Annotated in this window: 12 protein-coding genes and 1 pseudogene; 8 read left to right on the top strand and 5 right to left on the bottom strand. The window is 58.6% G+C overall.

What is annotated here, in order from left to right:
* The 4 genes from E4O98_RS11375 to E4O98_RS11360 form a co-directional block, all read left to right on the top strand.
* Positions 1–1,320: RHS repeat-associated core domain-containing protein (locus E4O98_RS11375; RefSeq protein ID WP_248135014.1), on the top strand; the 1,320-nt coding region annotated here is incomplete at its 5' end.
* Positions 1,317–1,628 carry a contact-dependent growth inhibition system immunity protein gene (locus E4O98_RS11370; protein ID WP_078821558.1) on the top strand — a complete coding sequence of 104 codons (312 nt, stop codon included), beginning with the start codon at positions 1,317–1,319 and terminating at the stop codon, positions 1,626–1,628. The genes E4O98_RS11375 and E4O98_RS11370, both read left to right, overlap by 4 nt.
* 49 nt (positions 1,629–1,677) lie before the next feature.
* Positions 1,678–1,962, top strand: coding sequence for a hypothetical protein (locus E4O98_RS11365; RefSeq protein WP_248135012.1), 285 nt, complete (start codon positions 1,678–1,680; stop codon positions 1,960–1,962).
* Positions 1,956–2,372 (top strand): hypothetical protein, encoded by a 417-nt coding sequence (locus E4O98_RS11360; RefSeq protein ID WP_248135010.1) that lies wholly within the window; start codon positions 1,956–1,958, stop codon positions 2,370–2,372. Before E4O98_RS11365 ends, E4O98_RS11360 begins: the two co-directional genes overlap by 7 nt.
* A gap of 155 nt (positions 2,373–2,527) precedes the next feature.
* Here the strand turns inward: E4O98_RS11360 and E4O98_RS11355 are convergent, their stop codons facing one another.
* From E4O98_RS11355 to E4O98_RS11345, 3 genes are all read right to left on the bottom strand, one after another.
* Complete coding sequence (locus E4O98_RS11355) at positions 2,528–3,757, bottom strand: M20/M25/M40 family metallo-hydrolase (protein WP_078821560.1); 1,230 nt, start codon at positions 3,755–3,757, stop codon at positions 2,528–2,530.
* A 46-nt stretch (positions 3,758–3,803) separates the two neighbouring features.
* Positions 3,804–4,862 carry a diguanylate cyclase gene (locus tag E4O98_RS11350; protein WP_103734597.1) on the bottom strand — a complete coding sequence of 353 codons (1,059 nt, stop codon included), beginning with the start codon at positions 4,860–4,862 and terminating at the stop codon, positions 3,804–3,806.
* 80 nt (positions 4,863–4,942) lie between these two features.
* Positions 4,943–5,575, bottom strand: coding sequence for a LysE family translocator (locus tag E4O98_RS11345; protein WP_248090006.1), 633 nt, complete (start codon positions 5,573–5,575; stop codon positions 4,943–4,945).
* 172 nt (positions 5,576–5,747) lie between these two features.
* On the opposite strand from E4O98_RS11345, the gene E4O98_RS11340 reads away from it, so the two are divergent.
* Entirely contained in the window at positions 5,748–7,184 is a 1,437-nt protein-coding gene (locus tag E4O98_RS11340) for a PLP-dependent aminotransferase family protein (RefSeq protein ID WP_248135008.1), read from the top strand.
* Positions 7,175–7,279: pseudogene (locus tag E4O98_RS27710) on the top strand (outer membrane lipoprotein carrier protein LolA); the annotation flags it as partial. The gene E4O98_RS11340 and the pseudogene E4O98_RS27710, both read left to right, overlap by 10 nt.
* Positions 7,280–7,308: 29 nt before the next feature.
* Here the strand turns inward: E4O98_RS27710 and E4O98_RS11335 are convergent.
* A complete protein-coding gene (locus E4O98_RS11335) occupies positions 7,309–7,779 on the bottom strand; it encodes an Lrp/AsnC family transcriptional regulator (RefSeq protein ID WP_005788981.1) in 471 nt (156 codons plus the stop codon).
* Between the two features lie 123 nt (positions 7,780–7,902).
* On the opposite strand from E4O98_RS11335, the gene E4O98_RS11330 reads away from it, so the two are divergent.
* Positions 7,903–9,147 carry a methionine gamma-lyase gene (locus E4O98_RS11330; protein ID WP_032880742.1) on the top strand — a complete coding sequence of 415 codons (1,245 nt, stop codon included), beginning with the start codon at positions 7,903–7,905 and terminating at the stop codon, positions 9,145–9,147.
* Positions 9,148–9,375: 228 nt separating this feature from the next.
* The gene (locus E4O98_RS11325) at positions 9,376–10,047 is read left to right on the top strand and encodes a helix-turn-helix transcriptional regulator (RefSeq protein WP_177327439.1); all 672 of its coding nucleotides are present in this window, start codon (positions 9,376–9,378) and stop codon (positions 10,045–10,047) included.
* A gap of 131 nt (positions 10,048–10,178) precedes the next feature.
* Here E4O98_RS11325 and E4O98_RS11320 read toward each other — a convergent pair whose 3' ends face one another.
* Positions 10,179–12,137 carry a MacB family efflux pump subunit gene (locus tag E4O98_RS11320; RefSeq protein WP_248135006.1) on the bottom strand — a complete coding sequence of 653 codons (1,959 nt, stop codon included), beginning with the start codon at positions 12,135–12,137 and terminating at the stop codon, positions 10,179–10,181.
* Between the last annotated feature and the right edge of the window lie 3 nt (positions 12,138–12,140).

The following is a 12,140-nucleotide window of genomic DNA, read 5'->3' as shown; positions in this document are numbered from 1 at the left end:
CAGCAGCAAAACTACCTCTACCAACGCCAATACGACTACGACAAAAGCGGCAACCTCACGCGCCTGCACGACACCCGCAAAGGTCAGCACGACTATCACTACGACCCCCTTGCCCGCCTGACCCGCGCCGATCATTCGCAGGACGTGCAGGAACGCTTCGGCCATAACCCGGCGGGAAACCTGCTCATGCAAGACCGCCCGGGGCCGGACATCGTCGCAGCGAACCGCCTGGTAATTCAGGGCGACCGCCATTACGACTACGACGCCTTCGGCAACCTGATCCGCGAACGGCGCGGCAAAGGCCATCAACTCGTCACCGAATATCGCTACGACTGCCAGCATCGGTTAATCACCATCACAAAGCCGAACGGCGAAACCGCCAGTTACCGCTACGACCCGTTTGGGCGACGTGTCAGCAAAACCGTGGATGGCGAGACCACCGAGTTTTTTTGGCAAGGCGACAAGCTGATTGCCGAGCACCATACGGACTGTCATCGCAGTTATATCTACGAGCCCAACAGCTTCCGCCCATTAGCACTGCTGGAAGGCTACGGACCACAAGCCACAACGCCCTACCACTACCAACTCGACCACCTCGGCACCCCGCAAGAACTGACCGACACCGAAGGCGAAATCGTCTGGTCCGCCCACTACCGCGCCTACGGCCAGATCGCCCGGCTCGACGTAGGCAAAATCGACAATCCGCTGCGTTTCCAGGGTCAGTATTTCGACCAGGAAAGCGGCCTGCACTACAACCGCCATCGCTACTACAATCCGGATATTGGTCGCTACCTGACGCCGGATCCGGTGAAGTTGGCGGGTGGGATCAATGGGTACAGGTATGTGCCCAATCCGACGGGATGGGTAGATCCCTTAGGGCTGAGCTGTAAGGTTGGAATTTGTCCTGGCTCAAAAATCGACGCTCCAGCAAAAAAAATACCCAGCGGCGTACTAGACGGGCATGAAAAAGCAGGCGGACATCTGATTAAAAAGCACGTAGAGCGGACTGACTATCAATTGGTAGAAAGGCTTGAGGTGGAGCCACATATACCTGCAGCGTCTACGTTCAAAACTTTAGAAGACGCAGAAGCACTTGTATCCAAAAGCTTGGCTTCGCACAGTCAGGAAATATCCAAATTCCTACAAGGAACGAAGGACAAGCATATTATCAGAGAGCATTCGAGCCAACCCGTAGGGTTGAGCGTTATAAGAGGCACCACAGAATCCATACCTGTTTACAAGTTTATGCTAGTTTTAATTCGAAAACCAAAAATGCCAGACGGCTACCTTTTACTGACAGGATACCCAATAGAAAAATGAACAACCAACTAACTGAACTTCAGCAATTCTTTGGAGCTTACTTCCATCAAGACTGGGTAGATGAGCACGCCACAGCTGACGAGGTCATTGATGCTTTTCTACTAGACTCATCTACGGATGTAATCATCACCGTAAAAGAAGAAATTCTAGAACTGCTCAAATACTATACAAACGAATCAAATCTTTTGGAGAACCTGCTACACAAACAGTATTGCTATTATTACTATCCGCACGAGTGGGCATCAGGGCCGCTTTGGCTGAGCCACATCGTAAGAAAAATTGAGAACTACTTACTCCTCAAAAAATAATCGATCGCCCCCCTAAACAAATCAGCACAGCCACTAAAGGAAAAATCCTATGCAGTTAAGTACGCAGTTTAAAAGTCATCGAGCGCAACTCGCTGTACTAAATGAGGTAACCACCAGAGCAGAACGCAACCTACCGCCTTTTACCGGGGAAGATTACTACGGCAACCCAGTTGTCCGAATCGAAATGCAGGGTTGCGGAAGAGGATACATACCAAACCCTTCTGACCGAAACAATCCAATCCTTGATGAAAATATCGATGCAGCGATCGCGAAATTCGATCGCGAAACCAAAGAACTTTATACCGTATTCCCTGTGAGCAATGACCAATGCTGAAACACCCTTTTCTAGATATCCCTTACGCACCGAAACTTCGACACTTACTCAGTCCGTTCGATATTTATGATCGCGAAGAGACTTTAGGTGAAGAGCTTGCATGTTACGACATCAATCTTGACACAGATAGAGAGCGGCTGATCAAAAAATACATAATTGAGAAATTTTCAGATCTAAGCTATCGACATCGCAAGGTCTTATGCGACAAATTGGGGGCTGCACTTAGCGACGAAACTTATAATTTTTCGCACTTATTGAGACAGGCTCCCGGCTATTACTGCACCCTGCCTTGGGGATGGAGTGACATGGACAATCCAAAAGGCTTTTTCGAAGAAATTTATAGATTAGCTAATGAGTGGTGGAAAGAAGACCTCCAAAAAGCCAGCCTCGAAGACCCTGCCACATGGTGACCCGAGTCTTGGATACACTGAATATCCAATGTGGGAGGGGGCTTGCTCCCGATAGCAGTGGGTCAGCCAAAGCATATGCAAGCTGATCCACCGCCATCGGGAGCAAGCCCCCTCCCACATTTGAATCTCTTCAGTGCTTCAATCCAACGCTCCGATCAGCGCTTGGCCAGCTCCATAATCATCCGGCTCAACAGATAAACCCGCGGCACCACGCTCTCCACCTCGGCATATTCCTCCGCCGTGTGGATATTGCCCCCCACAATCCCAAACCCATCCAACGTCGGCGTCCCTACCCCGGCCGACAAGCTGGCATCTGCCGCGCCGCCACTGCCTTCGATGGTCAATTTGCGCCCCAACTCGCCATAAATACCTTGGGCGATCGCCACCAACTTATCCGATTCGGCCGTTTGCGGCATTGGTGGCAGGCCACGTTGCAGGCTGGTTTTCACTTCAGTGTCGGGGATCAACTTGTTGGCTGATACCCGCGCCAGATCCTTCTCGATTCGATCGAACTCTTCCGGCACCGCCGCACGTACGTCGGCCTTGGCAGTGGCCTGGTCGGGGATAACGTTAGTGCGGTCACCGGATTTGAGCACAGTGAAGTTGATGGTGGTCTTCTTCTCTTCATCACCGAGCTTGCCCAGTTGCAGGATCTGGTGCGCGGCCTCCATGGCGGCGTTGCGTCCCAGTTCCGGGGCGACGCCGGCGTGGGCGGACTTGCCTTTGACTTCGACCACCGCGGTCGCGCTGCCTTTGCGCCATACCACCAGGCCGTCCGCTGGGCGGCCGGGTTCCAGGTTGAGGGTCACGTCATGGCCCTTGGCAGTTTTACGGATCAGTTCCGAGGCAGCCTCAGAGCCGGTTTCTTCGCTGGCGTCGAGCAGGAAGGTGATCTGTGCGTAGTCCTTGAAGCCCTGGTTTTTCAGGACTTTCAGCGCGTAGATGCCGGCGACGATACCGCCCTTGTCATCCATCACGCCGGGACCATAGGCACGACCATCCTTGATGTGGAACGGGCGCTCGGCGGCCGAGCCTTCCTTGAAGACAGTGTCCATGTGCGCCATCAGCAGGATCCTGGCCTTGCCGGTGCCTTTGAGGGTGGCAACCACGTGGCTGTTATTGGCCGCCTTGTCCGGTACCAATTCAATGCTGAACCCCAATTGCTTCAACTCATCCACGGCGATGTCACGCACTTGGGTCAGGCCCGGCTCGTAACCTGACCCCGAGTCGATATTTACCAGGCGCTCCAACAGCTTCAGGGCCTGGGCCTTGTACTGCTCGGCATCCGCCTGGATCTGCTTGTGAGGTTCGGCGCTGTAGGCCGGCATGACGAAGGACAACGCCAGGGTGGCGGCCAGCAGGGTACGCGGGAAAGTGAAGAGCATGGAGCGATCCTTTTTTGTTGGAATGGGCTCCCCACACCCTATCTCACTAGACCGACCGCAACCAACCCTCCTGCACGGCGTTTACCCGGTTGCGCCCGCTGCTCTTGGCTTCGTACAACGCCTGGTCGGCATCGTTGAGCCAACCGATGGAGTCAGCGTGGGTCGGCTGGTACGGCGCCAGGCCGATACTCAAGCTGACGCGCAATGCCGGGTCCTGGGCATAGGCCAAGGCGTTGAAGCGATCGCGCAAGGCCTCCATCACTTCGGTGGCGCGATTGAGGGGCATGTCCGGCAGGATCACGCAGAACTCATCGCCGCCATAACGCCCGGCCAGATCGGTGGCGCGCAGGTTCTGGCGCAGCACTTTGCTCAATTGGCGCAGGACGATATCGCCGGTCACATGGCCATAGGTGTCGTTGATAGTCTTGAAGTGGTCAATATCAATCAGCGCGATGGCGGCGCCCGCCTGGTTTCGGCGGCAGCGTTGGAACTCGATGTCCAGGTGGTCTTTCCAGGCACCGTGGTTGAGCAGGCCGGACAAGCTGTCGGTGCGGCTCAAGGCCAACAGCTCACGCTTGTGCCGGGCCAGGGTCACGGCCTGGCGGTAGCAGATCCAGCCCAGCACCAAGGGATACAGCATCAGGATCGGCAGGCAGGCATACAACTGGGCCTGGGTGGTCACGGCGATAAACCCAGGCGCAAAAATCAGCAGCGCCGCGCCCAGCCCCAGCGCCTGCGCCGCCCACCCCGCCAGCATAAAGCGCGTGCCACCGATGGCCACGTTGTTCATGGTCATCATCGACAGGGTGGTGACGCTGGGCAGTGGGTTGAAGTGCATCGCGCCGACCCAAAACCCGCCGCAAAAAGAATCGAACAACAGGCTACGACGCTCACTGCCCAGGGTATGGGCTGCACGCAAAGACAATTGAAACGCCACATGCGGCCACACAAAAGCGTTGATCAGCATCCAGGCCCACACCCAAAGGGAAGGACTCAGCGGATACATGGCAAACACCACGCAGATGAAGCCGAGGCTCAGCCCCAGAAGACGAGATTTGTACAAGCGCGAAGCGAGCGGAAGTCCCTTTCCTCCTACGGCTGGCATGGTGGGGTGCAATCCTGAGTGAGTGCCTGGAGTCTAACAGGGCAACGTCAAATCGCCACTACTGCTTACACGCTAATCCTTCAGTGTGAAAAGCCACGCGCCAGCATCCATGCAACGCCCAACAGCAGCACTGCGGTGACCCGCTGCAACAACACCCGCCGCTTGGGGTTTTCCAGTACATGCTTGATGCGCTGGCCGAAATAGCAATACAGGCACCCGCTGGCAAATTGCAGCAACAGGAAGGTCGCCCCGAGAATGGCGATGTCCGCCGCCGAACTGTGCTCGCCCGCACCTGCAAACTGCGGGAACACCGCACTGAACATGATGATGGTCTTGGGGTTGGAAAACCCGGTCAACAGCCCTTTGCCAAACAGGCTGCGCGAGCCTTCCACGGCGCCCGCGCTGTTGATCGACACGCCGCTGTTGGTCCACTGCTTGTAGGCCAGGTAGAGAATGTAGGCCACCCCGACAAACTGGATGGTCTGGGTAATGGCAAGGTTGCCCTTGATCAGTTCCGAGAAACCGACGGCAAAAATCAGGATGGAAATCAGGTACGACACACTGGCGCCGATCTGCGCCGGGATCGAACTGCGCAGGCCGTCCTTCAAGCCCAGGCTCAGCAACAACAGGGTCATGGGGCCGGGGCTGAAGGTCATGGTGGCGCAAAACAGCAGGAAGTAGAGAAACGAAGACAGGGTTAATGCACTTGTCATGGCCGCGGACCTTGAATGGAAAGAAACACGCCTCAAGCGCCCGCCCCAGGGCGGTCTTGGCGGTCTGGTTACGGCGCAGTCTAGGGCAGCGGCATTGCACAAGGCAGGTAAAGTGATGCCTAATTCGGCCTGACTTCACCGGTAAAATTACCGGCAAACACAAGGACCCGTCATGTTTGTATCCGCCATCGCTTTTATGGAAGGCCCCCCCAAGGTCCAGCAGATCGTCGAGGCGTTCAGCCAGGCCATCGAGAACGGCGAATGGGCGCCGGGCAGCAAGTTGCCGTCGGTACGGGAATTGACCCAGACCCTGGGCGTGAGCAAGTTCACCGTCAATGAGGCGCTGGACCGCCTGCGCGGGCGCCATTTGCTCACCTCCAGCCAAGGCCGTGGCTACTTCGTGGCGATGGACAGCGCCCGGCCGGCAACGGCGACCTGGGTCGACTTGTTGCCCCAGGACCTGCTCAGCATATTGCGTCGCCCGCTGGTCACCGCCAGTGGCGAACTGCGCCCCGGCGGTGGGCACTTGCCGGAGGAATGGCTCAATGGCGAAGCGATTCGCCAGGCCATGCGCAGTGTGGTGCGTGCGCCAACGCTGCGCATCGCAGGCTTGGGCACGCCAGCCGGGCTGCTGCCGTTGCGCCAGGCGCTGCAACAGAAACTGCACGGTGAAGGTTTGTCGGTGCCCGTAGAACAGATCATCACCACGCCCAACACTGTGCAGGGCTTGGACATGCTTATGCGCCTGCTGGCCCGACCTGGCGACACGGTGTTGCTCGACGCGCCGTGCTACTTCAACTTCCACGCCAACCTGGCGCTGCATGGGGTCAAGGTCGTGACCATTGAGCGCCGCCCCGACGGTTTCGATTTCGCGGCCCTCGAACAGTTGCTGGCCGAACACCGCCCCAGCCTTTACCTGACCACCAGCGTTTTGCATAACCCCACCGGGCATACCTTCAGCCCCAGCCAAGCGTTTCGCCTGCTGCAACTGACCCAGCAATACCACTGCCATATCGTCGAGGATGATCTTTATGGCGACCTGCACCCCAACCCTCCCCCGCGCCTGGCTGCCGTCGCCGGGCTCGATCAGGTTACCTACTTGTCAGGGTTCTCCAAGATCCTCAGCGCCAACACCCGGGTCAGCTACGTCGTGGCCGCGCCGCAACTGGCCGCCAACCTCACCAATATGAAGTTGATGAGCGGCGGCGTAACCTCCGAACTGTTCGAACAGATCGTCTACCGTATGCTCACCGAAGGCAGTTATGCCAAGCATCGCAAGCGCATGGTGCAACGCCTGATGGAGGCCGGTGGACGCATCGAACAATGGCTCAAGCGCTGCGGCTGCGAACTGCCGATGGCCTATGAAGGCGGAATGTTTATCTGGACGCGTCTGCCGAAGGGGGTGAACGGCGAATTGCTGGCCCAGGAAGCGTTGAAACGCAGCATGGTGCTGGCGCCCGGTGCGCTGTTTGGCTACGACCCGGCCCATCGCGACTCGATGCGCTTCAATGTGGCCCACAGTGATGAGCCACGGGTGCAGCGGGTGTTTGAGGCGTTGTTGCATGAAGTGGCGCAGAGCAATGCCCATGCCGGGCGCGAATCCCTGTAGGAGCGGGCTTGCCCGCGAAGGTCGTCAACGATGACGCGGGTTTACAGCCCAAGCGCGGCGCTCTCAGGTTTTTCGCGAGCAAGCTTGCTCCTACAGAAAAGCCAATTGAGGTGTTTTGAGCCGTTCACCCCGGCAACGGAATTACCCGCAACGGCCGCACCGACTTGTACGAAAAGCTCGAATAGATTTCCTTGACGCAGGGCAAGGTCTGCAAGACTTCGCGGGCAAACTCGCCAAACGATTCCAGGTCCTTGGCCACCACTTCCAGCAAAAAATCATAGCGGCCCGACACGTTATGGCACGCCACAATTTCCGGAATCTCCAACAGGCGCTGCTCGAACGCGCGGGCGATTTCCTGGGTGTGGCTGTCCATCATGATGCTGACAAACGCGGTCACCCCATAGCCCAGCGCCTTGGGCGAGAGGATCGCCTGGTAGCCGCTGATCACCCCGCTTTCCTCCAGGGTGCGCACCCGGCGCCAGCAGGGTGAGGTCGTCAAGGCGACCCGCTCGGCCAGTTCGGCCACGGTCAGGCGGGCGTTGCCCTGCAATGCGTTTAAAAGGGCTTTGTCGGTGCGGTCCAGCTTGATGGGCATAACGTGCCTCTAATCATTATTTTTATCGGTGTTTGATTCACAAACGCGGGTTTTTCCAGCAGTTTTTGCAAGGTTCGTCCGTGGTTATGAGCATAGCATTGTAGGAAATAAGGAGCGCCCGACATGACCAATAAACACCACACCTGCGGCTTTTCCACCCGTGCCATTCACCACGGCTATGACCCCAAGGACCACCACGGCGCGCTCGTACCGCCGATTTACCTGTCGGCCACCTTCGCCTTTCCCACGGTTGAATACGGCGCCGCGTGCTTTGCCGGCGAAGCCAGCGGCCACTTCTACACGCGCATTTCCAACCCGACCCTGGCGCTGCTGGAATCACGCATGGCCACCCTGGAAAACGGTGAAGCGGCGGTGGCCTTCAGCTCCGGCATGGGCGCGATTGCCGCGACGTTCTGGACCCTGCTACGCCCGGGCGACGAGGTGATCGTCAGCCAGACCCTGTATGGCTGCACCTTCGCTCTGTTGCACCACGGCATCGGCGAATTCGGCATCAAGGTGCGGCATGTTGACCTGACCGACCTGGCCGCCCTGCAAGCGGCCTTGTCCCCGGCGACCCGCATGATCTACTGCGAAACCCCGGCCAACCCCAACCTGCGCCTGATCGACATCGCCGCCGTGGCCAGGCTTGCCCATCAACAGCCGAATGTCACCCTGGTGGTCGACAACACCTACTGCACGCCCTACCTGCAACGGCCCCTGGAACTGGGCGCCGATGTGGTGGTGCACTCGGCCACCAAATACCTCAGCGGCCATGGCGACATCACCGCAGGCATTGCGGTGAGCAACCAGGCGCTGGCACAGCGCATTCGCCTGCAAGGGCTCAAGGACCTGACCGGCGCGGTGATGTCGCCCCAGGACGCGTCGTTGCTGATGCGCGGCCTCAAGACCCTGGCCCTGCGCATGGACCGCCATTGCAGCAATGCCCAGGCGCTGGCCGAAGCCTTACAGGCGCACCCGGCCGTGGAGAGTGTGATCTACCCCGGGCTGCGGTCCTTCCCACAGTACGAACTGGCGACCCGGCAAATGAAACTGCCCGGCGGCATGATTGCCTTTGAACTCAAGGGCGGGATCGAGACGGGGCGGCGCTTTATGAACGCACTGCAACTGTTCACCCGTGCGGTCAGCCTGGGGGATGCCGAATCGTTGGCGCAACATCCGGCGAGCATGACCCACTCCACCTATACCCCCGAGCAACTTGCGCAGCACGGTATCAGCGAGGGCCTGGTGCGTTTGTCGGTGGGGCTTGAAGACGTCGCCGACCTGTTGGCGGATGTGCATCAGGCCCTGGCCAAGTGCGGCCGCAACACGGTGCGTCAGGCCGCGACAGCGCCCTCTGCTGTGAGATAGCGCCTATACGTAAAGTGATTTTTATCCTGGCGGTGGTCGGACGGATCCGACTACCGTTATGCGTTTTTAATCTGAATTTTATCGATTGGATCCCCCTGCCTTTGCCAGCCTGTACTAGCATGGTGGCGGCGGGAAGGATTATCCGTGCAGGTTATTCATAGCGGTTACCTTGTTGACTCCCGCCGCTATAACGCCCAATACCTGTACCCGAAACTCATGGACGAATTGATGAACTCACACCTGTTCCCACATATAGGCAAGGTCATCGCCAGCACCGGCAGCCGCCATTTCCCACGTATGCTGCATGACCTCATCCTCACCCAACTGGCCGTGGACGCCACCCATATCACCCAGCTGCAGGTCAACAGCGAAGGCCACAGCCGCCGCAAGATCAGCCCGGTCTACACCGACTCGGTGGCAACCCTGGGGGCCGAGCAACCCGCCGCACAATTGCACCTCACCCGACACAAGGACGATGTGCGCTACGTGCTGTCGGTGTACCGCTCGCACCCCTCGCAGAGTTTTTCCGCCCAAGAGCGCAGCATGTTGCAGGACTTCTCCACGCTGTTGCTGCCCATGGTGGAAAAACACATCACCGCGATCCAGCCTGGCCGTCAGGACAGCCCGCCGGCAGTGCCACAGCACCAGGGCATCGAAACCCTGCGCCGACGCATCCAGGAGCGCCTGGTGCAATCGGGGCTGACCCTGTCCAACCGTGAACTGCAAGTGTGCGTGGGCCTGCTGGCCGGGCGCACCGCACCGGAGCTGGCCGAACAACTGGCATTGAAGGTCAACACCATCGAAAGCTACCTCAAGCGCGCGGCGATCAAGCTGGGGATCAGTGGGCGGCATTCGTTGTTGCGGTGGATGTACTCGACCCAAGACAGCACCCGTTTCTAGGCGCACGCAGATCAAACTGTGGGAGGGGGCTTGCTCCCGATAGCGGTGTATCAGCCATTACATCTTTGACTGAAAAATTGCTATCGGGAGCAAGCCCCCTCCCACATGGGGTCCTCATTGGCAGATAGGGATCAGTCCCTTGCCAATGCCTCTATCGGGTCCAACCGCGCCGCATTTCGCGCCGGCACAAAACCGAACACAATGCCGATCAGTGTCGAGCAGGCAAACGCGGTAATGATCGAGCCCACCGAAAACACCATTTCCCACTCCTTCACAAACAGCGAAAACAGATAACCGATGGCGTAGGACAACGAGATCCCGATGATCCCGCCGATCAAACACACCATCACCGCCTCCACCAGAAACTGCTGGCGAATATCCGACTGGCGCGCCCCCACCGCCATGCGGATACCAATCTCGCGGGTACGCTCGGTGACCGACACCAGCATGATATTCATCACGCCAATGCCTCCCACCAGCAATGAAATCACCGCAATCAACGACAACAGCAGCGCCAGGGAGCGGCTGGTTTTTTGCACCGTCTGCATGATGCTGTCGAGGTTGTTGGTGAAGAAGTCCTTGGTGCCGTGACGTTGCAGCATCAGCTTGTTGACGTTGTCCTCCACCACCTTGCTCGGCTGGCCGTCTTTGATGCGCACGGTGATGCTGTCCAGATGACGCTGGCCCAACAGGCGCCCCGCCGCCGTCTCATACGGTACCCACACGTTCAGCGCCTTGCTGGCGGCGAACATATTCTTGTTGTCCGCCGTCACGCCGATCACCGTACACGGCAGGTTGCCCACCAGGATCACCTGGCCCAGCGGTTCGATATTCGGCCCGAACAGCCGCTGGCGGGTGTTGTGGTCGATCACCACCACCTGGGCCTGGCGCCGCGCATCGCTTTCACTGAAGGCAATGCCGGCTTCCAGCTTGAGGCCCTTGACCTTGAAGTAGCGATCACTGACGCCGTTGACCTGGGCATCCACATCGATGTTGCCAAAGCGCAGCAACAGGTTGCGGCCCACCACCGGCGTGGCGCTGTCGACGTAATACAGCTGGTTCAGCGCGTCCACATCCGAGGGCATCAGCGTCTGGATCGCCGAGGCGCGACTGTCACCAAAGCTGTTGCCGGAAAAGATATCGATGGTGTTGCTGCCGATCGCCTGGATGTCCTTGAGCACATAGCGCTTGGCGCCTTCGCCGATGGCCGAGATCGACACCACCGAGGTGATCCCGATCACAATGCCGAGCATGGTCAGCAAGGTGCGCATGCGGTGCGAAATCAGCGCCACCCAGGCCATGTTGAAGGCTTCCTTGAATAGCCCCAGGCTCGCCACCAGGCGCCGCGCACCGCTGCGCCTGGACTCGATCGGCGCTTCGCTGGGCAGCTCCAGGTCAACGCTGTCATTGACCTTGTCGCTGACGATCTCACCGTCACACACCTCGACAATGCGCTGGGCATTCGCGGCGACCTTGGGGTCGTGGGTGACGATGATCACCGTGTGCCCGGCCGCGTGCAGCTCTGCGAGGATACGCATCACTTCCTTGCCGCTGTGGGTGTCGAGGGCGCCGGTGGGTTCGTCGGCGAGGATCACTTCGCCGCCGTTCATCAGGGCCCGCGCAATACTCACGCGCTGTTGTTGCCCGCCGGACAGCTGGCTGGGCCGGTGGGAGATATGACTCGCCAGGCCCAACCGCTGGAGCAACTCCCGCGCACGACTGTGACGCTGGCTTTCAGGAGTACCGGCATAAATCGCTGGCATTTCCACGTTGTGCAAGGCGCTCAGGTGAGCAAGCAAATGGTAGCGCTGGAAGATAAAGCCGAAGTAATCACGGCGCAGCTCAGCCAGTTGCTCATCGCCCAGGGAGCGGGTTTCGATGCCATTGATCTTGTAGCTGCCGGCGGTGGCGTAATCCAGGCCGCCAAGGATATTCATCAGGGTCGATTTGCCCGAGCCCGAGGCGCCAATGATCGCCAGCATTTCCCCGGCATGAATCGTCAGGTCGATGCCTTTGAGCGCGATGAATTCACGCTCGCCGGCCATGAAACTACGGGTGATGCCCTTGAGTTCCAACAGAGGCTGAGTCATGGA

The organism is Pseudomonas sp. W2Jun17 (assembly GCF_023127795.1).
GTDB lineage: Bacteria > Pseudomonadota > Gammaproteobacteria > Pseudomonadales > Pseudomonadaceae > Aquipseudomonas > Aquipseudomonas synxantha_A.
Note: the sequence above shows the minus strand (reverse complement) of the source record. Positions and strands in the feature narration are given on the sequence as shown.